Below are 24,329 nucleotides of genomic sequence, written 5' to 3' on the forward strand. Positions count from 1 at the left end.
GCCGGCCCGGATGGCCACTGCCCTTCCTGTCAGGCCTGGACCGAGGCGGCCATCTTCTGCAGCGCCTTGACGCGCCGGAGCACCACCTCCGGATCGGCGCGCAGCGTGTCGAGCTTGATCTCCAGCCGGTCGCCCTTGAGCGACCAGTTCCTGCTGGTGTAGCGCCGCCACGGCGTGACGATCTCCGGCTGCACGACGGCCTTGTCGAGCGGCATCGACAGCGTCACCACCAGCTTCGTGAAGCGCATGGTGCGGATGTAGGTCTCGACCATGTCGATGTCGGCGATCGCCCGCCAGCCGATGACGCCGATGCGCTCGACGTAGAGCCCCTGCATGCTGGCGCCGAGCTGGGCGCGCCGCGCCTCCATCAGCGGGCGGTAGTAGAACGTGCTGCCGAGCCCGACCAGCGACAGAAGCAGCGCCGCCGGATGGCCCTGCACTGCGGTGATGATGCAGCCGATGACCACCAGCGAGGCGCCGCCATAGACGTAGATCTCGCCGCCCGACGGGTTGTAGCCGACGGCGAACGAGCGCGGCACCGGCTCCGGCCCCGCTTCCGGTCCGGGGCTATCCGGCGCGGTCATCGATGATCTCGGTGCCGTCGATGGTGATGCCGAAGCCGTCGAGCCCCACATAGTGACGCTCGCGGCTGGCCAAAAGGCGGATCGAGCTGACGCCGAGATCGCGCAGGATCTGGGCGCCGAGGCCGATCTCCCGCCACTCCTCGTCGCGCTTCTTCGCCGTGTCGTGGCCCTCGTCCGGCTGCGCCAGCTGGCGCGGCCGCTCCGAGGTCGACGACACGCCCACCGATCCGTCGCGGAGATAGACGACGACACCGCGGCCGGCTTCCTTGATGCGGCCCAGCACGCCCTCGATCTGGCGGTGGCGGCCGAACACGTCGTCGAGGATGGTCTCGCGCTGCAGGCGGGCGGGAATCGACTCGCCGTCGCGGATGTCGCCGAAGATCAGGGCCAGGTGCTGCACCGGCTCGAAGCGGGTGCGGTAGCTGACCGCCTGGGCCGGGCCGACGGGGGTGTCGACCATCACCTCGCCGACCCGCTCGACGAGGCGCTCGGTGCGCTGGCGCCAGGCGATCAGGTCGGCGACCGAGACGGTCTTCAGCCCGTGCTCGTCGGCGAAGCGGGCCACCTGCTCGCCGCGCTTGACGGTGCCGTCGTCGTTGACGAGTTCGCAGATGACGCCGACCGGCGGCAGGCCGGCCAGCCGGCAGAGATCGACGGCCGCCTCGGTGTGGCCGGAGCGCATGAGCACGCCGCCGTCGCGGGCGATCAGCGGGAACACGTGGCCCGGCCGGACGAAGTCGGAGGCGCCGAGGTTCGGGTTGGTGAGCGCGCGGACGGTGTTGCAGCGCTCCTCGGCGGAAATGCCGGTGGTCAGCCCGTGGCGCACGTCGATGGAGACGGTGAAGGCGGTGGAGAGCGGCGCGTTGTTGTCCGACACCATCGGCGCCAGGTTGAGCCGCTCGGCCTCGGCGCGGGTCATCGGCGCGCAGACGATGCCGCTGGTGTGACGCACGATGAAGGCGAGCTTCTCCGGCGTCGCGTGGTTTGCCGCGACGATCAGATCGCCCTCGTTCTCGCGGTCGTTGTCGTCGGTCACGACGACGATCTCGCCCCGCTCGAACGCCCGGATCGCGTCCGCGACCCGGCTTGAATGTTCCGTCATCAACCGACTGCCTCGCTCGAACCCAGACTATCACCCGCACCGGGACCCACCTGTCCGCGGTGCCTCAGAACATGATCGGCCAGCACGCAGGCGAGCATCGCCTCGCCCACCGGAACCGCACGGATGCCGACGCACGGATCGTGCCGGCCCTTGGTCGACACCTCGACGTTCTCGCCGGTGCTGGTCACCGAGCGCCGCGGCGTCAGGATCGACGAGGTCGGCTTGACCGCGAACCGCACCACGACCGGCTGGCCCGACGAAATGCCGCCGAGGATGCCGCCGGCGTTGTTCGACATGAAGCGCGGCCGGCCGTCGTTGCCCATCACCATCTCGTCGGCGTTTTCCTCGCCCGACAGCTCCGCCGCGCCGAAGCCGGCGCCGATCTCGACGCCCTTCACGGCGTTGATGGACATCATCGCCCCGGCGATCTCCTGGTCGAGCTTGGCGTAGATCGGCGCGCCGAGACCGGCCGGCACCCCTTCCGCCACCACCTCGACGACGGCGCCGATGGAGGAGCCGCTCTTGCGGATGGTGTCGAGATAGTCGGTCCAGACCGGCACCATGCCGGGGTCCGGGCAGAAGAACGGGTTGTCGCCGACGCTGTCCCAGTCCCAGCGCGCGCGGTCGACCGCGTGCCTGCCGATGCGGATCAGCGCGCCGCGGATGGTGACGCCCGCCAGCACCTTGCGGGCGATCGCCCCGGCGGCCACCCGGGCCGCGGTCTCGCGGGCAGACGAGCGGCCGCCGCCGCGCGGGTCGCGCAGGCCATATTTCGCATCGTAGGTGTAGTCGGCGTGGCCCGGGCGATAGCGGTCTGAAATGGCGCTGTAGTCCTTGGAGCGCTGGTCGACGTTCTCGATGACGAGCGCGATCGGCGTGCCGAGCGTCCGCATCCGCCCGTCCTCGTCCTCCAGCACGCCCGACAGCACGCGGACCTCGTCGGGCTCGCGGCGCTGGGTGGTGAAGCGCGACTGGCCGGGACGACGACGATCGAGCGCCGCCTGGATGTCGGCGCGCGTCAGCTCCAAGCCGGGCGGGCACCCGTCGACGACGCAGCCGAGGGCCGGACCATGGCTCTCGCCGAAGGTCGTGACGCGGAACAGATGACCGAAGGTGTTGTGGGACATGAACCCGATCGCCGTGTGTCTGGAGCCCTCATCTAGATAGGTGCGGGCCGCCGGTCAAACCGGGCGCGACGCTTTCTGTGCGCTCACGCCAGCGAGCTGATGCTCGCACTCGCGCAGGCACGGCCTCCGGCCGGCGCGCGGCCGTGCGCTGGGGGCGGTCCTTTCCTGGCGCTCATGCCGGCGAGCCAGGACTCGCGCTCGCGCGGGCGCAGCGTCCGTGGGAGACTTGTCCGGATGAGGCAGACCGCTTGGCGCCTTGCCACGTCCCGCTTGTCCCCGTCCGCTTCAGAGAAGCTCGACGGTGTCGCCGCGGAACACCGCGATGCGGTCCTGGGGCACCGGCAGTCCGGGGGCTTCGTGGGCGGGTGTGCCGGCGATCAGGTGGTTGAGGACCCGGAACACCCCGCCGTGGGAGACCACGATGGTGTCGCGGTCGATCTCGGCGAGCCAGCCTTCGATGCGGACCTTCAGGTCGGCGTAGCTTTCGCCGCCGGGCGGCAGGAAGCCCCACTTGTCGCGGCGCCGGGCGGCCACCGCATCGGGATCGACCAGCTTCAGCTCGGCGATGGTGTGGCCGCGCCACTTGCCGAAGGCGATCTCGCGGAGCCGCTCCTCGAGGCGATAGTCCGCCGGGTCGAGGCCCATCTCGGTGCGCACGATCTCCATGGTCTCGCGGGCCCGCGCCATCGGCGAGGCCACCCAGTCGAAGCTGTCGTGAGACCGCTTCATGCCGGTCAGGCAATAGAGCAGCCGCGAGCCGTTGCGGCGCGCCTGCTCGCGGCCGAGCGCGTTGATGGGGATGTCGGTCTCGCCCTGGAGCCGCGCCTCGGCGTTCCAGTCGGTCTGCCCGTGGCGGATGTGAATCAGGCGAACTGAATGCGGAATCATATATTTCCCAATACCACACTTGCGGTTCGCCAACACAGCCGCCCATCCGCGGCATGCAGTCATGGTTTGAGAAAGGCCCTGCGAAGAAAGTCCCTAGACTTCAAGCATTCGGGACCGACGACCAGGGTGGTCCGAGAACACCTGGAGTTCAACGCCAAAGGCTGCCTCGGTCTCATCCAAAGGCCGCCTCGATCTCATTCGGAAACGCCACTATTTCCGTATCCTCGGCCCGTCGGAGCCGCAGACGGTCCTGACGCGTTGATCGCGGCCCCGATGCTCACGCCAATGGCAAGCCCCGTCGCCAGGTCGTTCAAGACACTCCCGACGCCGTAGCCTCCGCCCTGATGATTGCCCCCTTGCGCGAACTGCGGCGCAGGTCCCTCGGCGAGCCGCGCACTGTGCAGCCCGGCGCCGCACAGGCTACAGCAATTGCTGCAGGCTTGCTTGTTCTCCCTTCCCTTGCCCCAGTAAGTGAGATCCCCGTTTTCGCGCCAGACGCCATAGCAGATCTTCTCACCTTCCACGCATTTGAGCGGGAATTCCCTCGTTTCCAATGCCGGCAAGACATAAATCTGCGTGCCGCCGGGCCACGCCGCATTCCGAGATTGAGAATAGAATGAAACCTGCAGATCATGCGGGTCGCCATTCTCGATTTCAAACACCAGCCTGGTCCGCCCCGCCTCGGCCAGTCGCTCCATTTCCCTTCTCTCGGCCTCGGCCTCCGCCTGCGCAAACTCTTCTTCCATCTCCCGAATTTCGGAGTTCAGGCGCTCGATCTCTTCTTGCCAAGAATCAGTCTCGACGTCTTCCTCGATCGTTTCTCTCACCGGAAGACCGCAATAATTGATCTCGTCCGGATCGGCGAATTCGTGATTTGCTCGCCTTTCCGGGCAGGATCTGTACTCGCAGTTCGGGTCGCCACTCACGCATTGGTCTGTATTCTGCGCATAGGTGCTGGCCTGGTAAGGCGCTAGTTCGTTACCCGATACATCGGCCACTATGTCTTCATATATTCGGGAAAACTCGCCCACATCATCAATATGATAGTGGAAATGCAATGCAGCGTAGCAACTGCAGTTCGGCTTGAACACGTAAAATGAAGTCGATCGATCGCCTGTTATCGCGTTCTTCAGTGTCACCACGCATTGATCGAAACTCTCAGCGGTGGCGATCTGATAGAAACCCCTCTCACTCCAGTTTGCGGTTCTTTCTTCGACCAGAGTTGCGCAATGCCTATAGTAGTCCTGCGCCAATCTCAGGCTTCCCCGCACCTCTCCCACCTGAAATTTCCGATCAAAGCCGTCGCTCTCGAAGTGCGCTCCGCCAGGGAGCGAGACCTCAAGTTCAAACCGCTCCCCGTCCCTTTCGAGCTCCACCGAGCCAGCGGCACCCGGGAGCGAAAACAGGAACGTCAGCATCGACAGGAGAAATAGCGACTTCATCCCTACCTCCTCATTCCCAAGCACATTTGTTGATTCATTCTTTCGAAGCGTCAATATTTCTCGCCTCGTGCCCCGTAAAATCAGCACGTAGAGCCGCCTCGTCAAAATCTCGCTCATCCGTTTCTAAAAGAAACAGCGAAAACTGTTTTGGCTGCGCGACCCGTGCCGCCTTTCCATTCGTGACAACGGGGGAATTACGACGCACGGGCCCTGGTCGCCGGCGCCTGCGAAGACCTTCTCGATGAAAGGAAGGGCGGCGCCAGCCGCGGGCCCGCCTCGTCGCGATCCTGAACGCTGGCGGGAGGGTCGAAGAGGACGAGGCCGCGCCCGTGGGTAGCGGCGAGGGCGTGGCGCTTGCGACCCATAATCTTCTTGCCGGCGTCGTAGACCAGCCTACACTTCGCCGTCAGGGCCGTTTCGCAGCGACTTCCCGCACGACGATGCCGCCGGCGAGCGGCCCGGGTCCACATCGCCCGCTCCAAGACGGCCTCATCCCTTGGACTGGCGATCTCGCCCGCTACTCAACCCTTTCGGGACGGACTCCAAGATATTCCTCGCACCGAACTCGGCCAAATGACGTCTTGTGATTTTCTTGGAGGAGGTTTCCTGATGCGCCGATTATCGCTCATAGTGATCGCGCTGGCCGTCCAGACAAGCGTTGCCATGGCCAAGCAAGTCGACATCTGCGTCGCCGAGACCGAGGTAGATGACGGCGTGAGAATTACAACGACGGGCCAGGTCCTGGAAATCAGTAAGTGCGCCGACAGCCCAAAAACATGCCTCGACATCGAATCCTTCGAGAGCGACGCGGAATACTGCTTGATCACGGTTTATCCGAAAGGCAAGATCCCTTCAACGTGCAAGGTGGGTGGCACCGCTACGGTGACTGGAGTGGCCAGATACTTCATGGGCTTCAACGATTTGCACGATGCGAAGATCAGCTGCCGGTAGCCCTCGAAAGTCTGGCGAAGAAGCCGTCGATGGCGTTGAACCAGGAGCCGGCGCCGGGCACGAAGAAGGTGAAGCGGGGATGGCGCGATCGGGCGGCTCGGCGTAGAGGCCGACCACATCGCGCAGCCTGGTGACGAAGCCGGCATCGTTGGACCGTTTGAACCGTCGCATCCGATGGGGTTGCAGGCCATGGCGCCGCCAGATGCCGCGCGTGCAGCATACTCGCGTCAACGGCTTTGCGAAGGAATCCCCCGCGGGACTCAAGCGCTCGAGACCGACCCCAAGTTTCTTATCGATCGGGTGAGTCCACCTGACCGGAAGAGGCTCTAGACGGTGGAGATGTCCGGTGCGTCGACGGCCTTCATGCCGACGACGTGATAGCCCGAATCCACGTGGTGCACTTCGCCGGTGACGCCGCGCGACAGCGGCGACAGGAGGTAGAGGGCCGCGTCGCCGACTTCCTCGATGGACACGGTCTTGCGCAGCGGCGCGTTGAGCTCGTTCCACTTCAGGATATAGCGGAAATCGCCGATCCCCGACGCCGCCAGCGTGCGGATCGGTCCGGCCGACAGGGCGTTGACGCGGATCTTCTTGGGGCCGAGGTCGACGGCCAGATAGCGCACGCTCGCCTCCAGCGCGGCCTTGGCGACACCCATCACGTTGTAATGGGGCATCACCTTCTCGGCGCCGTAGTAGGTCATCGTCAGGATCGATCCGCCGTCGGCCATCAACGGCTCGGCCCGCTGGGCGATGGCCGTCAGCGAATAGCAGGAGATCGACATCGTCCGGTTGAAGTTGTCGGAGGTGGTGTCGACGTAGCGGCCGGTCAGCTGGTCCTTGTCGGAATACGCCACCGCGTGGACGACGAAATCGAGGCCGCCCCACTTCTCCCTGACGGTGTCGAACACCGCGTCGATCGACGCCGGATCGGTCACGTCGCAGTGGCCGACCACGGTGGCGCCGACTTCGGCGGCCAGCGGCTCGACCCGCTTGCGCAGCGCATCGCCCTGATAGGTGAAGGCGAGCTCGCCGCCATGTTCCCTGACGGCCTTCGCGATACCCCAGGCTACGGACCGGTTGTTTGCGACACCCAATATCAGGCCCCGTTTGCCTGCCATGATGCCGTGTGCGTCAACCATGATGTCCGTACTGACCTGATTGTTGGAGATGCCGCCCGATCGGGCCCGCTCGATATGACATAGGCTTTTCGGGGCTTCAAGCCGCCCGGCCCCGAAGGCATCTTCCGCCGCCATCTCGACGGGCGCCCAAAGCCGTGGCAATTGAGGATCCATGTCTTCGCAAGCACTCCCCACGGACGAGCTCCTGAGCCGGTTCACCGACATCGTCGGCGACCGCCACGCGCTGTCCCGGCCCGCCGACCAGGAGCCGTATCTGCGGGAATGGCGACGCCTCTTCCACGGGCGGACGCCGCTGGTGCTGCGTCCGGGCTCGGTGGAGGAAGTGAGCCGGATCCTGTCGCTCGCCAGCGAATCGGGCACCGCGATCGTGCCCCAGAGCGGCAACACCGGCCTGGTCGGCGGCCAGGTGCCGGATGACAGCGGTACCGAGATCGTCGTGTCGGTGTCGCGCCTCGACCGGATCCGCGACGTCGATCCGGATGGCTTCACCATGACGGTGGAGGCCGGCGTCGTCCTGCAGCGCATCCAGGAGGCGGCGGACGCGGTCGATCGGCTGTTCCCGCTGACGCTGGCGTCGGAAGGGTCGTGCCAGATCGGCGGCAACATATCGTCGAACGCCGGCGGCACCGGGGTGCTCGCCTACGGCAACACGCGCGACCTGGTGCTGGGGCTGGAGGTGGTGCTGCCCACCGGCGAGATCTGGAACGGCCTGCGCCGCCTGCGCAAGGACAACACCGGCTACGACCTGAAGCACCTGTTCATCGGGGCGGAGGGCACGCTCGGCATCGTCACCGCGGCGGTGCTGAAGCTGGTGCCGCGGCCGGTCGCCAGCGAGGTCGCCATCGTCGCGATCGCGTCGCCCGCGGCGGCCATCGCCCTGTTCGAGCGCGTCCGCAAGGCGGCCGGATCGTCGGTGGTGGCCTTCGAGCTGATGGGGCGGATGGGACTGGAGTTCGTGCTCGCCCATGCCGACGGCGTGCGCGAGCCGTTCGCCGCGCCGCACCCCTGGTACGTGCTGGTGGAGATCGCCTCCGGCCACCACCGCAACGAGGCGCGCACGCTTCTGGAGGAGACGCTCGCCGAGGCGCTCGAGGCGGAAATCGTGGTCGACGCGGTGGTGGCGGAGAGCCTCGACCAGGCGGCCGGCTTCTGGCGCATCCGCCACATGATGTCGGAGGTGCAGCTCCACGAGGGCGGCTCCATCAAGCACGACATCGCCGTGCCGATCGCCGCCATTCCCGCCTTCATCGAGGAGGCGACGCGGGCGGTGAGCGAGCTGATCCCGGGCATCCGGCCGGTGCCGTTCGGCCATCTCGGCGACGGCAACCTGCACTTCAATCTCAGCCAGCCGGCCGGCGCCGACAAGGAAGCGTACCTCGCCCGCTGGCACGAGGTGAACGCGACGGTCCACGCGGTGGTGGTGGCGCATGGCGGATCGATTTCCGCCGAACACGGCATCGGCCGGCTGAAGCGCGACCTGGTCGCCAGCGTCCGCGCGCCGCTGGAGATCGACATGATGAAGCGCATCAAGGCGATCTTCGATCCGAAGGGCATCATGAACCCCGGCCGGATCCTGTAGGGACAGCATGGCGCCGGGACGGGCCGGTCGGGTGTCCTCGCCTGATCGGACCGGCACCGGCGGACGTTTTCCGGCCCTTGGGGGGCCGCTGGAGAGAGTAGAAGCATGTCGAAGATCTGGGGCCGGAACACCTCCGCCAACGTGCAGAAGGTGATGTGGGCACTGTTCGAGCTGGGGCTCCACTTCGAGCGCGTCGACGTCGGCGGCGCCTTCGGGCTGAACCGCGAGCCCGCCTATCTGGCGCTGAACCCGAACGGGCTGGTGCCGACGCTGCAGGAAGAGGACGGCTACGTCCTGTGGGAATCGAACGCCATCGTGCGCTACCTGGCCGAGCGCCACCCCGGCCCGCTGGATCCCGGCGATGCCCGGGCCCGCGGCGTCGCCGGGCAGTGGATGGACTGGGAGCTGTCGATCCTGTCGCCGACGATCCGGCCGCTGTTCTGGGGCCTGGTGCGCACCGCGCCGGAAGACCGGGACATGGGCGCGATCGACACGGCGCGGCGCAAGACCACCGACGCGTTCGCGATGGTGGACGGCTGGCTCGCCACGTCGCGCTTCATCGCCGGCGACGCCTTCAGCTACGGCGACATCCCGGTCGGCGTGATGGCGCGGCGGTTCCTGGAGCTGGTGCCCGAGCGGCCGGCGATGCCGCACCTGGAGCGCTGGTTCGCCGAGATCGAGGCGCGCGACGGCTTCCAGAGCCGGGTGGCGGCGGTGCCGCTGCAGTAGCGGGGGTTTGTGTAGCGCTCACGCCGCGCGCAGGGCGCGCGGCTGCGCGGGCGCGCCCTCCGGCCGGCGCGCCGTCGCGCGCTGGGGGAGTGCTTCTGAGAAGGCGTCCGGGTGAGGTAAGCCGGTCCCGGTTTTCGGCGTTCCCCTTCAGCCGAACAGATCGAACTGGGTCTTTTCCGCAGGAGCGGCCGGTTCCTCGGCCGGCGCCGGCGCGGCGGTGGCGTCGGCCTCGCGTACGCCCGGATCGTCGTTCTTCACCGCGTTGACGCGCTCGCCGACCGGGACAGCCTCGAAGGTGGCGTCGGGGGCCGGCCGCAGCAGCCGGGCCGCCTCGGCGGCGGTGACGGTGCGGGTGTCGAGCCAGGCGGCGAAGTCCTCCGGCGCGATGACGGCGGGCATGCGGTCGTGGATCGGCGCCAGCGCGGCGTTGGCGGCGGTGGTCAGGATCGTCGCCGTCTCCATCACGCCGCCGTCGGGGGCCGACCAGTCCTCCCACAGCCCGGCGAAGGCGACGAGGCCGCCGCCCGGCGGCTGCAGCAGGAAGGGCTGCGACTTGCCGCCCTTGCGCTTCTGCCACTCGTAGAAGCCGCTGGCCGGGATCAGGCAGCGCTTGTGGCGCATGGAGCCACGGAAGGACGGCTTGTCGGCCGCCGTCTCCGCGCGCGCGTTGAACATCAGCGACACGGTGGCCGGGTCCTTCACCCAGCCGGGGATCAGCCCCCAGCGGGCCAGCACCAGGCGGCGGACGCCCGGCTGGTCCTCGCGGGCGATCAGGATCGGCTGGGTCGGCGCGATGTTGTAGCGCGGCGGTGCCGCGTGGGCCTCCTCGGCCCCGAAGAAGGTTTTGACCGCCTCGGGCGGCGCGGTCAGAGTGAAGCGTCCGCACATGGGCCGTCGTGTCCATCGGTGATTCGGGAGCGCCGCCCGGGGCCGGCGCCATTCCTCCAATATCGGCATCGCCCCGCCGCGTGTCCATGCGCGCCCCCGCCCTCGCCGCCGCGAGACCGTCATGACCGACCCGACCGCCCCCTCCGTCGCCCTGCCCCGCCTCGGCGCCAGCATCGCCTGCTGGAAGGATGGCCGGGTGCTGCTGGTGGAACGGGGCCGGCAGCCGCTCGCCGGCCTGTGGAGCCTGCCGGGCGGCGGCGTCGAGCACGGCGAGCCGGTGCGCGCGACGGCGCTCAGGGAGCTTGCCGAGGAAACCGGGGTGACGGCCGAGATCGCCGGCCTCGTCGACGTCCTCGACGTCATCCGCCGCGGCCCGGACGGGCGCGTCGACGTCCATTTCCTACTGACGGTGTTCGCCGGGCGGCACGTCTCCGGCACCGCGGTCGCCGCCGACGATGCGGCCGCCGTGGGCTGGTTCGCGGTGGAGGAGATCGCCGGGCTCGCCACCACCGACGGGCTCGCGGACATCGTCGCCCGCAGCCGCGCGCTGGTGGGCTGACGGCGGACCGGCGGGGTGGCGCTGGAGCCTGTCCCGTTCAGATCGAAGCAATCTGAACGAAGAGGAATTCCTCAAGACAATGATTCTGTTGCCATTTCTGATCGGTCAGGCGGGCCCACCTGACCGGAAGAGGCGCTAGAGAAGCCCGCTGACGATCAGCCCGAGCCGGGCCAGGATGAGCAGCCCGAAGGTGATGAGCAGGCCGCCGGCGAACCAGTTCACCCGTTCCAGCCAGTGATCGTCGAGATGATCGCGGAGCTTGGCGACGAGGGCCGCGATCATCAGCCACCACAGGAAGCTGCCGCCGATCACGCCCAGCACGAGCTCGCCGGCGCCGAGCCAGTCGCCCGGCTCGGGCGCCCAGTCGCCGAGCGCGCTGAACAGGGCGAGGAAGCCGAACAGCGCACCGGGGTTGGTGATGGTCAGCGCGAAGGCGCCGGCCATGCCGGACAGGATCCCGTCCTTCCGCTCGACATAATCGGGATTGAAATGGGGGTGGCTCAGAACGATGCGCAGCCCGAACAGGATCAGGAACACGCCGCCGACGACCTGGATCGTCCGCGCGTGCCCCTCGAAGAAATCGCCGACGGCCGACAAGCCGAACGCCGCCGCTGCGGCGAACATCGCGTCGGCGACGACCGAGCCGAGCGCGGCGATCACCCCGGCCAGGAAGCCGTGCCGGAGCACCCGCTGCATGGTCATGATGTTGACCGGCCCGACGGGGGCTGCCGCGATGAAACCGATCGCGACGCCCAACAGCACCATGCCGAGCTCGTTCACGAGGTCCGATGCCCCTCAGGACGGGAAGGAAGGTGCAGCTTCATCACAGTGGCATAACGACCGGATGGGACTCGGGGTTGCAATCGTCGTTGGAAGTAGCGGCTCACAACCTGCTACGCTAGCAGAAACCGGAGCAGCGGAACGGGAGGCAGGCAGTGACCGGCAGGCGTGCGGCGGGGCTAGCGATCATCGTCCTCATAGTCTCCTGTGCGGCCGCGGCGGAGGCGGCACCGGTCGCATCGGGTCCAGCATCCCCCAGCGGCCTCCCGGGCGCAGTGCGTCCCGTCGCCGCGCCCATGGTCGAGCCCATCGAGCCGGCCGCGCCGGATCCCGCGCTCGGGCCCTTCGTTCCCTTTAAGCAAGCTCCGGACCAGAACGGCGACGCCGAACCGCGGCCCGAGGCCCCCGACGCCGCCGGCCCGCCCCCCGAGCCGGGTCCGGACGTCCACTACGGGTCGGCCGACCTGCCCGCCGCCGTCGTCCGGATGCGCGACGCGCTGATGGACGCGGCCCGGTCCGGAGACATCGAGACGCTGCGCCCGGTGCTGGAACAGAACGAGATGCCGCCGAGCCTCGGCGGGGACGCGGGAGACGATCCGATCGCCTTCCTGCGCGGCCAGTCGGGCGACCCGGAGGGCCGCGAAATCCTGGCGCTGCTCCTGGAGATCCTCGAGGCCGGCTGGGTCCACGTCGACGCAGGCGGCGCCCAGGAGATGTACATCTGGCCGTATTTCGACCAGTGGCCGCTGGACGGTCTTTCGCCGGCTCAGGAGGTGGAGCTCTACCGCATCCTGACTGCCGTCGACGTCGAGGAGATGCGCCGCTACGGCAAGTACATCTTCTACCGCGTCGGCATCGGCCCGGACGGCACCCTGCACTACTTCATGCCGAGCCCGTAGGGGGGCGGAAGCGGACGGTTGGTCCGAAGGCTGATCACTGGCGGATGGCTCGACCGGGTGGAGTGCGGACGTGGGAGGATACGCCGGGAATGGCAGCATTGCGCCCAAGTCGGTCGTAAACATTTTCTTGCGGCGGCCCGTAAGCGGACATTCGTGTGAAGCCGGGACTGGGCACTTGCAGTTTCGCGATACCAGAAAATCAGCGCGAGATTGCAGAGACGGCGCCTTTCTGCGCTTCCTGCAGCAACGCCTGCCGGAGCGCGCCGGGTTCCGGCTCGACCCCGGTGAACAGGCGGAAGGCATCGATGCCCTGGTGGAAGAAGAGCTCGTAGCCGCTCAGGACCGCCAGACCCGACGCGCCGGCCGACTGCAGGAACGCGGTTTCCAACGGCGTGTAGACGGCATCGAAGGCCCAGCCCCGGCCTCGCATGAGCGCCTTCGGCATGGAACTGCCGGGATGGCCCGTCATGCCGAGCGGCGTGCAGTTGACCAGCCCGTCCGCCCCGTCCATCGCCTCGGCGATCGACCCGACGCTCTCGATCGCGGTTCCGGGAGCGGCAGCCGCGAACAGGCCGACGAGCCGATCGGCCTTGGCCCGGTCCCGATCGAAGACCCGGATCGCCGGCGCGCCGAGCTCGGCAAGCGCGAAGGCGATCGCCTTGCCGACTCCGCCGGCGCCGGCCATCGCGACCCGGCCCGGATCCTGCCGGCCGAAGGCGGCGGCAAAGGCGCTCTGGAAGCCCGTGTAGTCCGTGTTCTCACCGGTAGGCGGATCTCCGAAGAGCACGGTGTTGCAGGCGCCGAGCCGGCGAACGGCCGGATCCTCTACGGTCACCCTGTCGAAGGCGCGTTCCTTGTACGGATAGGTGACGTTGATCCCGCGGAAGCCGGTGTCGCGGCACCGCTCGAACAAGACGTCGAAGCCCGCGTCCTGCTCGGCGGGCACCAGCAGCTCGTGGCTCACGTCGAACCCGCAGAGCGCCCCTGCCAGGCGATGCAAAGCCGGCGACCGCGACTGGCGAATGTTGTCGCCGATCAGACCGAGCCTGATCTTCTGCATGTTTCCTGCCTCGCCTGAGGATGACCGCTTCGGGGCCGGAGCCCGCACGCCCGTCGCCCTGCTCCGCGTCTGGCCGAACCATACAGGCCGACGCATCGACATCAACCGCTATATTTTCGAATGTAGGATGAAACTTGGTTCGTAGGAGCCCTATTCATCGATCTGCCGCCAGCGCCGGCCCACGCGCCAGGGACCGGCGCGAGGCGAGCGGGCAATCGGGTGGATCACTCAGGGAGACAGCGCCGCCATCGTCCGGGGCGATTGCGCCTCAGCGGACCGCCCCGTTGGCGAGCGCGTGGTCGACGCCGCCCGTGATGTGCCGTTCGAGCACCGCCTTGGCGGTGACCGCATCCCGGGCCAGGGCGCTGTCGAGGAGCGTCCTGTGTTCCTGGGCCGCGATGTCGCCGCGGTAGCTCAGGGCGATCATCTGATAGCGCAGATACTTGTCGAAGACGCCGGCATGGGTGTCCATCAGCACCGCCGAGCCGCAGGCCGAAATGAGCGCCTGGTGGAACTCCCAGTCGTAGCGCTTCCAGGTCTCGGTCTGGCTCATGTCGCCCGCCTTCATGCGGGCCTCCATGCTGGCGAGCTTGTGATGGGCAGACACCAGCCGACCCTCCCATTCCATGTCGCCCGCCGCGATCGACTGGTCGAGCGCATGGGATTCCAGCAGCAGCCGGAGCGCGGCAATTTCCTTCAGATTCTCGGCCGAGACGGGCGTCACTTCAAAGCCCCGCTGCCCCTCGGCGAGGACGAGACCCTCGGAGGTCAGGCGGTTGAGGATCTCGCGCAGCGTGCTGACGCTCGCGCCGTACTCCTGCTTCAGCCGATCGAGCCTCAGCCGCTGGCCGGGCACCAGGCGGCCGAAGATGATGTCGGTCCGGATCCGATGATACGCACTTTCTCCGATGGACGAAGCCGCGTCGGTGTGATCGAGCAAACGAGTGAACCTCTGAGGGATGCAGTTTTGTCGGACGGTATCCTTACTGATGTCGGCGGCGATCTCAAGCGCGGTGACACCCGCGCCGCCCGTCCCCGGGCGCCGCTTCTGCGGGCCCGGGGACGGGCAGACGCGGGCAGCTCCGCCTTCACCGTGAATCATATGAAACTCGTAATCTCATACAAAATTAATATCACCTATTGATGCGTCGTCCATCCAGTGCGATGGTTCGCGGCGCGGGGCCGGCCCGTCCGCTCGCGCCCAAGAACACATTGCCAGAGGGAGAAGCCCATGACGCGTCATCTCACCCGTCGCTCCGCGCTGGCGGCAGGCATTGCCGCCGCCGTTGCCGCGACCGTCCTGCCGAGCCTGTCGGCCCAGGCCCAGGACAAGCCGAACCTGCGGTTCTCTGCCGTCTTCTCCGAGCAGGACATCCGCGCCGACATGATGGAGAAGTTCGGCACGGCGATTTCCGACGGCTACACCCTGCAGCCCTACTACGGCGGCACCCTCTTCAAGCAGGGCACCGAGCTGGTGGCGCTCCAGCGCGGCAACCTGGAGATGGGCAACATCGCGCCGCAGGACATCGCCAAGCAGATCCCGGAATGGTCGATTCTGACCTCCGCCTACCTGTTCCGCGACGCCGATCACCTGAAGAAGTTCTTCGCCAGCGACGCCGGCAAGGAAATGAAGCAGATGGCCGAGGACAAGCTCGGCATCCACATTCTCGGGCCGACCTATTTCGGCACCCGCCAGGTCGGCCTGAAGGTCGACAAGACGATCCAGACGCCGGAGGACATGTCGGGCATCAAGCTGCGCATGCCGGGCGGCGAAGCCTGGCAGTTCCTCGGCTCGGCGCTGGGCGCGAACCCGACGCCGATGGCCTATGCTGAGGTCTACACGGGCCTTCAGACCGGCGCGATCGACGGTCAGGACAACCCGCTGCCGAACGTCAAAAACATGAAGTTCTACGAAGTGATGTCGCAGATCGTGCTGACCTCGCATCTCGTCGGCTACGACCTGCTCGTCGTCTCCAACAAGGTGTGGGACGCCATGTCGCCGGAGGAGCAGGAGGCGTTCCAGGCCGCCGCCGACGAGGCCATCGGGTGGAGCACCGAGCAGCACCTGAACCAGGAGAAGGAACTCGCCTCGTTCATGGAGGAGCAGGGCCTCAAGCTCTACAAGCCCGACGTCGAAGCCTTCCGCACCTACGCCCAGGACAAGTACAAGACGTCCGACCTGGCGAAAGACTGGCCGGAAGGCATGCTCGACAAGATCAACGCGATCTGACGCGATCGGCGGGGTCGTCGCCTGAGCGATCCCGCCGATCCTCGGTTTCGGGGCGCGCCGTACGCGCTCGTCTTTCCACAAAGCGGCAGATCGGGACGGCCCGGGTGACATCGACACGCACAAGAGCGATCGCGGACTGGCTGCGGCGCAGGGCCGAGAACGTCGCGGTCCTGCTCTTGGCCACGATGTTCCTCGCCTTCATCGCGCAGGTCGTGTTCCGCTACGTCCTCAACCTGCCGATCGGCTGGCCGTCCGAGGTGACCGTGGCGACCTGGCTGTGGCTCGTGCTCTGGGGCGCGGCCTTCGTGGTCCGAGAGGACGAGGAGATCCGCTTCGATCTCGTCTACGGCGCGGTGCCGAGCATGGTCCGCAGCATCATGACGGTCGTCTCCGGGCTCGCCCTGCTGGTCCTCTACGTCGTCTCGCTGCCGGCGGTGATCGACTACGTGACCTTCATGAAGGTCGAGAGCACGACCTATCTCCACATCCGGCTCGACTGGCTCTATTCGATCTACGTCGTCTTCGCGGCGGCGATCGTCGTCCGCTACGTCTGGATCGTGCTGGACACGATCCTCCACGGCGACCGGGTGACGCGCCAGCGCGCGGACGACCCCGGGGAGCCGGGCGCATGACGATCGATCCGTTTGCCGCCGCGGTTCTGGCGATCGTCGTTCTCAGCCTGCTCGGCCTGCCGATCGGGCACGCGATGATCAGCGCCTCGATCCTCTACCTCTTTCTGGCGGGCCTGGATCTCGGCACGGTGGCCGAACAGATCCTCAACGGGATGTATTCGAGCTATATCCTGCTCGCGGTCCCGCTCTTCATCCTGGCGGCGGAGCTGATGAACACCGGCTCGATGACCGAGCGGCTCCTCACCTTCTGCAACGCCCTCGTCGGCCGCTTCCGCGGCGGCCTCGCCCAGGTCAACATCGTCCAGAGCATCATCTTCGCCGGCATGTCCGGCTCGGCCATCGCCGATGCCGCCGGGACCGGCCGGATGATGCAGAAGATGATGACCCACGAGGGCCGCTACACTCCGAGCTTCGCCGCCGCGCTGACGGCGGCTTCGGCGGTCATCGGACCGATCATCCCGCCGTCCATTCCCGTCATCCTCTACGCCCTCGTGAGCGACGTTTCGATCGGCTACCTGTTCCTCGGCGGCGTCGTGCCGGGCCTGCTGATGGGGCTGGCGCTGATGGCGATCGTCGCGGTGGTGGCGCGCCGGCGCGACTTTCCGGTCGAAGCGCCGGTCCCGATGCGCGAGATCCCCAAGATCACGTTCCGCGCCTTTCCGGCCCTGATGATGCCGGTCGTCCTGCTGGGCGGCATCTACAGCGGCATCACCACTCCGACCGAGGCGGCGGCGATGGCGGCGGCCTATGCCTATCTGATCTCCGCCCTTTTTTACCGCTCGGTGACCCTGGCGAGCACCTACCGCTCGCTGCTGTCGAGCGCCCGCATCACCGCCTCGATCGGCATGCTCATCGCCGGCGCGCTCGTCTTCAACTACGTGGTCACCATCGAAAACATCCCGCGGACGATCAGCCAGGCGCTGACCGCCTACGATCTGTCGCCCTGGATGTTCCTGCTGCTCGTCAACCTGATCCTGCTCGGCCTCGGCTGTCTGCTGGAGGGGACGACGATCCTGCTGGTGATCGTGCCGGTGTTCCTGCCCACAGCGCAGGCGCTGGGCATCGACCCCGTCCACTTCGGCATCGTCGCCGTCGTGAACATCATGCTCGGGCTGATCACGCCGCCCTACGGGCTGCTGCTGTTCGTCATGACGACGATCGCGCGGCAACCGCTCCGGGCGATCGTGCGCGACATCACCCCCTTCCTGATCGCGATGCTGGTGATGCTGATGCTCATCACCTTCGTGCCCGACCTCGTCCTCTGGCTGCCGCGCCTGTTCGGCTACCAGGGCTGAGGCAGGATCCAGTCCGGCCGCGTTCGAAACCGAGAGACATCGATGAAGCCGCTCTACGTCCTCAACGGACCCAACCTGAACCGGCTCGGCCTGCGCGAACCGCAGATCTACGGCACCACGACGCTGGCCGAGGTCGAAGCCATGTGCCGCCAGGCGGCCGGCGACACCGGCCTCGTCTTCCGCCAGTCGAACCGCGAGTACGAGCTGATCGACTGGGTTCACGAAGCGATCGACGAGGGATCGGCGATCGTCATCAACCCGGCCGCCTTCACCTTCACCTCGATCGCGCTTCTCGATGCGCTCAAGATGTTTCCCGGCCCGCTGATCGAACTGCACATCTCCAACATCCACCGGCGGGAGCCGATCTATCACAACTCGCTGGTCTCGACGGTCGCCACGGCGGTGATCGCCGGGCTCGGCGCCCGCGGCTATCCGACCGCCGTGCGCGCCGCGCTGGCGCTGGCGGCCGGCCGCGCCGGACCCTGATGCCCGCCTGCCAGCAGGAGCCCCGCGGATGAAGACGTCCATCGCCACCGTGTCCATCAGCGGCGACCTGCGCGAGAAGCTTGCCGCGATCGCCGCCGCCCGCTTCGACGGCGTCGAGATCTTCGAGGCCGACTTTCTCGCCTTCGACGGATCGCCGGCGGAAGTCGGACGCATGGTCCGCGACCACGGCCTGCAGATCACCATGTTCCAGCCGTTCCGCGACTTCGAGGGCATGCCGGAGCCGCAGCGCGCGCGCAGCTTCGAGCGGGCCGAGCGCAAGTTCGATCTGATGCAGGAGCTGGGCACCGACCTGATGCTGATCTGCTCCAACGTGTCGGCCCTCTCGCTCGGCGGCATCGACCGCCTCGCCGACGACTTTCGCGAACTCGGCGCGCGCGCCGCAGAGCGCGGCCTGCGCATCGGCTACGAGGCGCTCGCCTGGGGACGGCACGTCAACGACCATCGCGACGCCTGGGAGGTCGTGCGCCGTGCCGACCATCCGAACGTCGGCCTGGTGCTCGATTCCTTCCACACGCTCGCCCGCAAGCTGGACGTGCAGTCCATCCGAGCGATCCCTGCCGACCGCATCTTCATTGTCCAGCTGGCCGACGCCCCGCTGATCGACATGGACCTGCTCTACTGGAGCCGGCACTTCCGCAACATGCCCGGCGAAGGCGACCTCGACGTGACCGGGTTCATGCGCGCCGTGGCAGCCACCGGCTATGACGGCCCGCTGTCGCTGGAGATCTTCAATGACCAGTTTCGCGGCGGCTCGCCGAAGTCGATCGCCATCGACGGGCACCGCTCGCTCGTTGCGCTGATGGACCAGGTGAAGCGGCGCGAACCGCATGTGGCAATCGACGTTCCGGCGATGCCCGACCGGGTGGCGGTCGAGGGCGTCGCGTTCGTCGAGTTCGCGGTCGCCGACCGGGAGGCGGACGAGCTCGACCGGCTGCTGCGCGCCCTCGGCTTCTCGGTGGCCGGCCGGCACCGCAGCAAGGAGGTGACGCGCTACTGCCAGGGCGACATCAACATTCTCCTCAACACGGCGAAAGAGGGCCTTGCCCACTCCGCCTACGTGGTGCACGGCGCCAACGCCTATGCGGTGTGCCTCAAGGTCGAGGACGCGGCCGCGACGCTGGAGCGCGCCCGGGCGCTGGGAGCGACGCCGTTCGAGCAGCACGGCGCGCCGGGGGAGCTGAAGCTCCCGGCCATCCGCGGGGTCGGCGGCGGCGTCCTCTTCTTCATCGACGGCAAGAGCGATCTCGGCCGCATCTGGGAGATCGACTTCGAACGGTCGGGCGAGCCCCATCGCCGTGGCGTCGGCCTCGCCGCCATCGACCACGTCGCCCAGACCATGAACTACGAAGAGATGCTCACTTGGGTTCTCTTCTACACCTCGATCTTCCGGACCCGGAAACTGCCGATGGTCGACGTGGTCGACCCGGGCGGCCTGGTGCGCAGCCAGGTCATCGAGGACGGCGACGGCCGCCTGCGGCTGACGCTGAACGGGGCGGAAAACCGCAAGACGCTCGCCGGACGCTTCATGGCCGAAAGCTTCGGTTCGAGCGTCCAGCATCTGGCCTTCTCGACCCCGGACATCTTCGCCACCGCGGCTGCGCTTGCGGCCTCCGGATTCCGGACGCTGCCGATCACCGCCAACTATTATGACGACCTTGAAGCCCGCTTCGGCCTCGATGGCGCGCTGATGGAGCGGCTGCGGACCGGCAACATCCTCTACGACCGGGATGACAACGGCGAGTATTTCCAGCTCTACAGCCCGAACTACGGCGAGGGCTTCTTCTTCGAGATCGTCGAGCGGCGCGGCGGCTACGCAGGCTACGGCGCCGCCAACGCGCCGTTCCGCATCGCCGCCCAGAAGCGCGCGATGGACCGCAGCGCCCCCGGCGACCTGGCGATATAGGGCGCTTCCTGGCTGAGCATGGGCCGGTTGGCCGCCCTGCGAAACGCGTCGACAAACTGACCTGGAGCCGTTCGGCCTTTCTGTGAAGTTCCGAATGGTTCTCGGGACATTGGCCAAGGATGGCCGTCTGCTCCTCCCTTGCGCAGTCGAACTCTGATGGTTTCGAGAGTTTGGCAACCCCTGCCGCCACCACGCTTGAATCACCCGACAGCAGGGGACTTCGTGGAGGCTCAGGAGGGACGACTGCAGTCCGTGACAAGCACAGGGGTTTTCAACCGCTTTAGGCGCAGTCGTGCTGGCTTCGGCGTTGGCAAGCCCGGTGGAGTGTCATTCGGTGTTGCCGACCGGAGTGGCGGTTCCTTTCAGCTCCCAACGTACCGGGCGAGCTCGTCCGGCGTCCCGTCCGGGAAGGCGTCCCGCAGGTGATCGAGGAATGCCGACACCCGGGCGCTGAGCAACCGGCGGCTCGGATAGAGCGTCCAGAGGGTGATCTCGGGACCCTCGACGTCGCCCCAGTGAACCAGGGTGCCGGCGGCGAGGTCGTGGCTGACGAGCGAGATCGGGAGCCGCGCGGCCCCGACCCCCGTCCGCACCGCATCGCGGATCATCAGGAGCGACGACAGGCTCAGGGTGGGCTGGACCGCGATGCTCGACCTCCCACTCGCCGTGGTCACGGTCCAGCTCTCCATCGGCTGCGACGCCCCGCGCACGACGGCGGGAACGGGCGACCCGTCGGCCAGAGGGGGGAGATCAGGGCTTGCGACCACCACCAGCCGGTCGCGAAGGAACACGCGTCCGACGAGGCTTTCGTCGGGGTCCGGGTTCACCCGGATCACCAGATCGTAGGCCTCCTCCACCATGTCGACGGCGCGGTCTTCCGTCGTGACCTCCAGCCGGACGTCCCGATGCTTCAGCGCGAAATCCGCGGCAAGCTTTCCCATGGCGGTCTGCGAGAAGAGGAGCGGCGCGCTGATGCGCAACCGGCCACGCGGGCTCTGCCCGCCTGACGCGATCGCCGCCGTGGTCTCCTCCAGGTCGGTGAGCAGCGCGCTCGTTCGCTCAAAGAGCGCCCTGCCTTCCTCGGTCAGCTTGAGATCGCGGCCACCGCGCTCGAACAGGCGCAGGTCGAGGCTGGCCTCCAGGTCCGCAACCCGGCGCGATAGCGTCGCCTTCGGACGGCAGGTGGCACGCGACGCCCGGCCGAACCCGTTGTGCCGGGCGACGAGGGTGAAGTCGGCGAGTGCGAGGAGATCCATCTGTTTCACCTGTGAGACGGCCCGTCCAGATATGCCGTCTATTGGAATGAATCCGGATCATCGATCTTGCAAGCATCGAAGCAACGGAGAACCGGAGATTTCCCCATGACCATTCTCGTTACAGGCGCCACCGGCACTGTCGGCCGAACCGTCGTCGAACAGCTCGCCAAGCGTGGCGCCAGTGTCCGTGCGCTGGTCCGCGATCCCGCCAAGGCCGACTTTCCGGCCGGTGTGGAGGTCGCTGAGGGCGACTTTCTCGACGTAGACGCGCTGCGTCGAGCCTTCTCAGGCGTGTCCACCTTGTTCCTGCTGAAAGCCGTGGTGGCCGACGAATACACTCAGGCGCTGATCGCGCTCAATCTTGCCCGCGAGGCGGGGATCGAACGCATCATCTACCTTTCGGTGATCCACAGCGACGTCTATGTGAACGTGCCCCACTTCGCCGGCAAGTTCGGCGTGGAGCGGATGATCGAGGCGATGGGGATGCACGCCACCGTCCTGCGCCCGGCCTACTACATGAACAACGACGTCACCGTCCGCGACGTGGTGACCGGCTACGGCATCTACCCGATGCCGATCGGCACCAAGGGCCTGGCGATGGTCGATGCACGCGACGTGGGCGAGGTCGCCGCGATCGAGCTCCTCCGCCGCGAACAGTCTTCCGACCCGCTGCCGATCGAGCGGATCAACCTGGTGGGCCCGGACACGCTGACCGGCCCCGACGTCGCGGCGATCTGGAGCGAGGTGCTCGGCCGCGAGATCGCCTATCCGGGCGAGGACACCGCCGGCTTCGAGCAGAACCTGCGCCAGGCGATGCCGAGCTGGATGGCGCTCGACATGCGTGTCATGGCCGAGCGCTTCATCACCGACGGCATGGTGCCTGAAGCCGGCGACGTCGACAGGCTGACGACGATGCTCGGCCGCCCGCTGCGCACCTATCGCGACTTCGTCGCGCAGATCGCCGGCTGATCTCAGCTCACGTATTCCTCAATCCCAGGAGTTTCCGTTATGATCTATTCGACCGCCACCGTTCCGGTGAACCCGCAAGGCGAAGCCGAACTGACTCGCGCGCAGGCCTGGAAGGGCCTCGAGCTGAAGGCCCGAGACGCCCGCCTGTTCCTGCCGGCCGGCCTCTGCACCAGCTGCGATGTGACCGAGGAGAGCGAGACTCACTTCGTGCGCGACGCGACGATCGCCGGTGCCGAGCTCCGCGAGATCATCGTGCTCGAGCCGCAGGCGAAGGTCACCTTCTTCCAGGCCACCGGGCCGCGCGAGGGCGCGATCGTCAATGAGCTCTTCGAGGACGAGGCAGGCGCACTGCAGCTCCGCTTCTATTGCTATCTCGGCCTGCGCGGCAAGGCGCCGAACGGCCCGGAAGAGCAGGCCGAGCAGGCCCAGTTCGACAGCAACGAAGGTTATCGAAGCGCCTTGCTGTCGACGCTGAAGCGCACCCGCGAACTCTCGGCCGAAGGCCGGCTCTGACCCCACCCATCACCTAGTCGATCCGCCAATCTCGCCCAATGCTCTGCCGGACGAAGTCGCCGAACTTGTTGCCGGCTTGGTCCTAGAGCCGAGCCGGCCAGATTAGACGGTCGTCACTAACCGCCCGAACCATTGGTGGACCATTTTGCCCGGAGATGGGCCGGGCGACGAGTGGTGGCCGCCACTCTGCTCGTTGGCAGAAATGAAGCCACCGGTCCAGAAATTTCCCTGCGGCGCACCTAGCCACTGGCGCCTGTTCCGCGACGGACGCCGGATTTGCAGGCCTTCGACCGAAACCACAAGGGCCGCTCGACCGATTGCGATGGGCGACACCCCATGGGCAATTAAGACGGTCGACTACGGCCGACGCCAGTTTGCAATCCAACATGCCACAAGGAAGATGGGGCGGTCGAGATGCGATGCTCACTCACTGAGCCCACGATCGACATGCCTGGAATGCTTGGGATTTTCCTGGGCAAATCTGGCTACCTTCGAACCAGACGCGATCGACCACGGCCCAGACGGTGCGACGACCAAACTGAGTGCATGGAGAAAGGGGGATCGCCGCTTCCGTTCCGGGACCCTCTCGTCGGCTCGTCGCTTCCTGCATGGCCGCTTCGAAATCGAGATGAGGGTGGCACGAGGGGGCGGCTTGGTCACAGGCTTTTCCTACATCGTTCCGCACCACGACAGGAGATCGATGTTGAGATCTCCGGCAACAAACCGTGCAGGATGCTTCTCAATGTCTACTTCAATCCGGGCAACAAGGGCACGGAGCTCGATTACGGCTACCGCGGTTCGCCCTCTGTAGTCGATCTCGACTTCGACGCCAGCGCGGGCTTCCATCGGTACGCGATCGAGTGGTTTCCAGACCTGATCCGCTGGTTCGTCGATGACGTCCTTGGTAGGCGCGGAAGCTGGGAGTCGACCCCAGTGCCGCACCTACCAAGGACGCTCCACGCGAACCTCTGGCCACCGCGTTCGGTTGAACTGGCGGGAGCCATGGGCGTTCGACTGCCTTTTACCACCGCTTCGTTCCGAAACGTCACGGTCGACGCGGTGATTCGAACATCAGGCGATCCCCGGCTCGATTGAGCGAAGCATCGGCCTTGAGGTTGACGCCGATCTCTCCGCTTTGTTCACGAGGCAAGGTGTGCAGAAAGTCAAATTTCCACTGTACTTACCTCTAAAGCTGACCTTCCGCTTCCGTGAAGAGTTTCGGGCGCCGAAAGGCGTACGAAAGTCCCCGAGGAAGGAACCCGCGGGCCCCAGGCGATGGGCTATGGGGATTTCGGAT

At 67.0% G+C, this 24,329-nt stretch carries 24 protein-coding genes and 2 pseudogenes; 13 read left to right on the forward strand and 13 right to left on the reverse strand.

All coding sequences use genetic code 11. The features are described 5' to 3' along the window. Positions 1–29: 29 nt before the first annotated feature. The 6 genes and pseudogenes from ACSSVZ_RS23005 to ACSSVZ_RS23030 all read right to left on the reverse strand — a co-directional run. Positions 30–584: a hypothetical protein gene (locus tag ACSSVZ_RS23005; protein WP_453973140.1), complete on the reverse strand. Its 555-nt coding sequence runs from the start codon at positions 582–584 to the stop codon at positions 30–32. Continuing rightward, positions 568–1,686 (reverse strand): 3,4-dihydroxy-2-butanone-4-phosphate synthase, encoded by a 1,119-nt coding sequence (ribB, locus tag ACSSVZ_RS23010; RefSeq protein WP_453973141.1) that lies wholly within the window; start codon positions 1,684–1,686, stop codon positions 568–570. Before ribB ends, ACSSVZ_RS23005 begins: the two co-directional genes overlap by 17 nt. Further along, on the reverse strand, positions 1,686–2,813 hold the full coding sequence (gene aroC, locus ACSSVZ_RS23015) for a chorismate synthase (protein WP_453973142.1): 1,128 nt from the start codon (positions 2,811–2,813) through the stop codon (positions 1,686–1,688). The genes ribB and aroC overlap by 1 nt, the downstream gene beginning before the upstream one ends. Positions 2,814–3,098: 285 nt before the next feature. Further along, the gene (locus ACSSVZ_RS23020) at positions 3,099–3,701 is read right to left on the reverse strand and encodes a histidine phosphatase family protein (RefSeq protein WP_453973143.1); all 603 of its coding nucleotides are present in this window, start codon (positions 3,699–3,701) and stop codon (positions 3,099–3,101) included. 194 nt (positions 3,702–3,895) lie between these two features. Beyond that, positions 3,896–5,143 (reverse strand): hypothetical protein, encoded by a 1,248-nt coding sequence (locus tag ACSSVZ_RS23025; RefSeq protein WP_453973144.1) that lies wholly within the window; start codon positions 5,141–5,143, stop codon positions 3,896–3,898. A gap of 198 nt (positions 5,144–5,341) precedes the next feature. Next, positions 5,342–5,529: pseudogene (locus tag ACSSVZ_RS23030) on the reverse strand (IS5/IS1182 family transposase); the annotation flags it as partial. A gap of 223 nt (positions 5,530–5,752) precedes the next feature. On the opposite strand from ACSSVZ_RS23030, the gene ACSSVZ_RS23035 reads away from it, so the two are divergent. Continuing rightward, on the forward strand, positions 5,753–6,094 hold the full coding sequence (locus ACSSVZ_RS23035; protein ID WP_453973170.1) for a hypothetical protein: 342 nt from the start codon (positions 5,753–5,755) through the stop codon (positions 6,092–6,094). A 69-nt stretch (positions 6,095–6,163) separates the two neighbouring features. On the opposite strand, the pseudogene ACSSVZ_RS23040 reads toward ACSSVZ_RS23035, so the two are convergent. Further along, positions 6,164–6,304, reverse strand: a pseudogene (locus ACSSVZ_RS23040) (IS630 family transposase); the annotation flags it as partial. Positions 6,305–6,420: 116 nt separating this feature from the next. Then, on the reverse strand, positions 6,421–7,233 hold the full coding sequence (fabI, locus tag ACSSVZ_RS23045; RefSeq protein ID WP_453973145.1) for an enoyl-ACP reductase FabI: 813 nt from the start codon (positions 7,231–7,233) through the stop codon (positions 6,421–6,423). Positions 7,234–7,384: 151 nt separating this feature from the next. Between fabI and ACSSVZ_RS23050 the strand changes: the two genes are divergently transcribed. Then, positions 7,385–8,812 (forward strand): FAD-binding oxidoreductase, encoded by a 1,428-nt coding sequence (locus ACSSVZ_RS23050; protein ID WP_453973146.1) that lies wholly within the window; start codon positions 7,385–7,387, stop codon positions 8,810–8,812. A 105-nt stretch (positions 8,813–8,917) separates the two neighbouring features. Then, complete coding sequence (locus ACSSVZ_RS23055) at positions 8,918–9,541, forward strand: glutathione S-transferase family protein (RefSeq protein WP_453973147.1); 624 nt, start codon at positions 8,918–8,920, stop codon at positions 9,539–9,541. A gap of 147 nt (positions 9,542–9,688) precedes the next feature. Here ACSSVZ_RS23055 and ACSSVZ_RS23060 read toward each other — a convergent pair whose 3' ends face one another. Next, complete coding sequence (locus ACSSVZ_RS23060) at positions 9,689–10,429, reverse strand: SOS response-associated peptidase (RefSeq protein ID WP_453973149.1); 741 nt, start codon at positions 10,427–10,429, stop codon at positions 9,689–9,691. A 121-nt stretch (positions 10,430–10,550) separates the two neighbouring features. Between ACSSVZ_RS23060 and ACSSVZ_RS23065 the strand changes: the two genes are divergently transcribed. Beyond that, positions 10,551–10,988: an NUDIX hydrolase gene (locus tag ACSSVZ_RS23065; RefSeq protein WP_453973150.1), complete on the forward strand. Its 438-nt coding sequence runs from the start codon at positions 10,551–10,553 to the stop codon at positions 10,986–10,988. Positions 10,989–11,123: 135 nt separating this feature from the next. On the opposite strand, the gene ACSSVZ_RS23070 is transcribed toward ACSSVZ_RS23065, so the two are convergent. Further along, entirely contained in the window at positions 11,124–11,768 is a 645-nt protein-coding gene (locus ACSSVZ_RS23070) for a LysE family translocator (protein ID WP_453973152.1), read from the reverse strand. Positions 11,769–12,064: 296 nt separating this feature from the next. Between ACSSVZ_RS23070 and ACSSVZ_RS23075 the strand changes: the two genes are divergently transcribed. Continuing rightward, complete coding sequence (locus ACSSVZ_RS23075; protein ID WP_453973153.1) at positions 12,065–12,667, forward strand: hypothetical protein; 603 nt, start codon at positions 12,065–12,067, stop codon at positions 12,665–12,667. Between the two features lie 199 nt (positions 12,668–12,866). Here ACSSVZ_RS23075 and ACSSVZ_RS23080 read toward each other — a convergent pair whose 3' ends face one another. Beyond that, positions 12,867–13,727 (reverse strand): shikimate dehydrogenase family protein, encoded by an 861-nt coding sequence (locus tag ACSSVZ_RS23080; RefSeq protein ID WP_453973154.1) that lies wholly within the window; start codon positions 13,725–13,727, stop codon positions 12,867–12,869. Positions 13,728–13,995: 268 nt separating this feature from the next. After that, positions 13,996–14,667, reverse strand: a complete 672-nt coding sequence (locus tag ACSSVZ_RS23085; protein WP_453973155.1) for a GntR family transcriptional regulator — start codon at positions 14,665–14,667, stop codon at positions 13,996–13,998. 291 nt (positions 14,668–14,958) lie between these two features. On the opposite strand from ACSSVZ_RS23085, the gene ACSSVZ_RS23090 reads away from it, so the two are divergent. The 5 genes from ACSSVZ_RS23090 (at position 14,959) to ACSSVZ_RS23110 (ending at position 20,294) form a co-directional block, all read left to right on the forward strand. Then, positions 14,959–15,957: a sialic acid TRAP transporter substrate-binding protein SiaP gene (locus ACSSVZ_RS23090; protein WP_453973156.1), complete on the forward strand. Its 999-nt coding sequence runs from the start codon at positions 14,959–14,961 to the stop codon at positions 15,955–15,957. Between the two features lie 104 nt (positions 15,958–16,061). Then, complete coding sequence (locus ACSSVZ_RS23095; RefSeq protein ID WP_453973157.1) at positions 16,062–16,589, forward strand: TRAP transporter small permease; 528 nt, start codon at positions 16,062–16,064, stop codon at positions 16,587–16,589. Next, a complete protein-coding gene (locus tag ACSSVZ_RS23100; RefSeq protein ID WP_453973158.1) occupies positions 16,586–17,884 on the forward strand; it encodes a TRAP transporter large permease in 1,299 nt (432 codons plus the stop codon). Before ACSSVZ_RS23095 ends, ACSSVZ_RS23100 begins: the two co-directional genes overlap by 4 nt. Before the next feature lie 42 nt (positions 17,885–17,926). Beyond that, a complete protein-coding gene (locus tag ACSSVZ_RS23105) occupies positions 17,927–18,370 on the forward strand; it encodes a type II 3-dehydroquinate dehydratase (RefSeq protein WP_453973160.1) in 444 nt (147 codons plus the stop codon). A gap of 28 nt (positions 18,371–18,398) precedes the next feature. Beyond that, entirely contained in the window at positions 18,399–20,294 is a 1,896-nt protein-coding gene (locus ACSSVZ_RS23110) for a bifunctional sugar phosphate isomerase/epimerase/4-hydroxyphenylpyruvate dioxygenase family protein (RefSeq protein WP_453973161.1), read from the forward strand. A 362-nt stretch (positions 20,295–20,656) separates the two neighbouring features. Here ACSSVZ_RS23110 and ACSSVZ_RS23115 read toward each other — a convergent pair whose 3' ends face one another. Beyond that, the gene (locus ACSSVZ_RS23115; RefSeq protein WP_453973162.1) at positions 20,657–21,550 is read right to left on the reverse strand and encodes a LysR family transcriptional regulator; all 894 of its coding nucleotides are present in this window, start codon (positions 21,548–21,550) and stop codon (positions 20,657–20,659) included. Between the two features lie 105 nt (positions 21,551–21,655). Here ACSSVZ_RS23115 and ACSSVZ_RS23120 point away from each other — a divergent pair, with 105 nt between their 5' ends. From ACSSVZ_RS23120 to ACSSVZ_RS23130, 3 genes are all read left to right on the forward strand, one after another. Further along, positions 21,656–22,519: an NmrA/HSCARG family protein gene (locus ACSSVZ_RS23120; RefSeq protein ID WP_453973163.1), complete on the forward strand. Its 864-nt coding sequence runs from the start codon at positions 21,656–21,658 to the stop codon at positions 22,517–22,519. A gap of 39 nt (positions 22,520–22,558) precedes the next feature. Further along, positions 22,559–23,032, forward strand: a complete 474-nt coding sequence (locus ACSSVZ_RS23125) for an AtaL-like protein (RefSeq protein ID WP_453973165.1) — start codon at positions 22,559–22,561, stop codon at positions 23,030–23,032. Between the two features lie 546 nt (positions 23,033–23,578). Further along, positions 23,579–24,127: a family 16 glycosylhydrolase gene (locus ACSSVZ_RS23130; protein WP_453973166.1), complete on the forward strand. Its 549-nt coding sequence runs from the start codon at positions 23,579–23,581 to the stop codon at positions 24,125–24,127. Positions 24,128–24,329 lie beyond the last annotated feature (202 nt).

The organism is Amorphus sp. MBR-141, assembly GCF_053628695.1.

What these genes read in the sequence shown, in the direction of transcription:
- ACSSVZ_RS23005 (WP_453973140.1), bottom strand. Translation starts at nt 584, where the DNA reads ATGACCGCGCCGGATAGCCCCGGACCGGAAGCGGGGCCGGAGCCGGTG.
- ribB (WP_453973141.1), bottom strand. Translation starts at nt 1,686, where the DNA reads ATGACGGAACATTCAAGCCGGGTCGCGGACGCGATCCGGGCGTTCGAG.
- aroC (WP_453973142.1), bottom strand. Translation starts at nt 2,813, where the DNA reads ATGTCCCACAACACCTTCGGTCATCTGTTCCGCGTCACGACCTTCGGC.
- ACSSVZ_RS23020 (WP_453973143.1), bottom strand. Translation starts at nt 3,701, where the DNA reads ATGATTCCGCATTCAGTTCGCCTGATTCACATCCGCCACGGGCAGACC.
- ACSSVZ_RS23025 (WP_453973144.1), bottom strand. Translation starts at nt 5,143, where the DNA reads ATGAAGTCGCTATTTCTCCTGTCGATGCTGACGTTCCTGTTTTCGCTC.
- ACSSVZ_RS23035 (WP_453973170.1), top strand. Translation starts at nt 5,753, where the DNA reads ATGCGCCGATTATCGCTCATAGTGATCGCGCTGGCCGTCCAGACAAGC.
- fabI (WP_453973145.1), bottom strand. Translation starts at nt 7,233, where the DNA reads ATGGTTGACGCACACGGCATCATGGCAGGCAAACGGGGCCTGATATTG.
- ACSSVZ_RS23050 (WP_453973146.1), top strand. Translation starts at nt 7,385, where the DNA reads ATGTCTTCGCAAGCACTCCCCACGGACGAGCTCCTGAGCCGGTTCACC.
- ACSSVZ_RS23055 (WP_453973147.1), top strand. Translation starts at nt 8,918, where the DNA reads ATGTCGAAGATCTGGGGCCGGAACACCTCCGCCAACGTGCAGAAGGTG.
- ACSSVZ_RS23060 (WP_453973149.1), bottom strand. Translation starts at nt 10,429, where the DNA reads ATGTGCGGACGCTTCACTCTGACCGCGCCGCCCGAGGCGGTCAAAACC.
- ACSSVZ_RS23065 (WP_453973150.1), top strand. Translation starts at nt 10,551, where the DNA reads ATGACCGACCCGACCGCCCCCTCCGTCGCCCTGCCCCGCCTCGGCGCC.
- ACSSVZ_RS23075 (WP_453973153.1), top strand. Translation starts at nt 12,065, where the DNA reads ATGGTCGAGCCCATCGAGCCGGCCGCGCCGGATCCCGCGCTCGGGCCC.
- ACSSVZ_RS23080 (WP_453973154.1), bottom strand. Translation starts at nt 13,727, where the DNA reads ATGCAGAAGATCAGGCTCGGTCTGATCGGCGACAACATTCGCCAGTCG.
- ACSSVZ_RS23090 (WP_453973156.1), top strand. Translation starts at nt 14,959, where the DNA reads ATGACGCGTCATCTCACCCGTCGCTCCGCGCTGGCGGCAGGCATTGCC.
- ACSSVZ_RS23100 (WP_453973158.1), top strand. Translation starts at nt 16,586, where the DNA reads ATGACGATCGATCCGTTTGCCGCCGCGGTTCTGGCGATCGTCGTTCTC.
- ACSSVZ_RS23105 (WP_453973160.1), top strand. Translation starts at nt 17,927, where the DNA reads ATGAAGCCGCTCTACGTCCTCAACGGACCCAACCTGAACCGGCTCGGC.
- ACSSVZ_RS23110 (WP_453973161.1), top strand. Translation starts at nt 18,399, where the DNA reads ATGAAGACGTCCATCGCCACCGTGTCCATCAGCGGCGACCTGCGCGAG.
- ACSSVZ_RS23115 (WP_453973162.1), bottom strand. Translation starts at nt 21,550, where the DNA reads ATGGATCTCCTCGCACTCGCCGACTTCACCCTCGTCGCCCGGCACAAC.
- ACSSVZ_RS23120 (WP_453973163.1), top strand. Translation starts at nt 21,656, where the DNA reads ATGACCATTCTCGTTACAGGCGCCACCGGCACTGTCGGCCGAACCGTC.
- ACSSVZ_RS23125 (WP_453973165.1), top strand. Translation starts at nt 22,559, where the DNA reads ATGATCTATTCGACCGCCACCGTTCCGGTGAACCCGCAAGGCGAAGCC.
- ACSSVZ_RS23130 (WP_453973166.1), top strand. Translation starts at nt 23,579, where the DNA reads ATGGAGAAAGGGGGATCGCCGCTTCCGTTCCGGGACCCTCTCGTCGGC.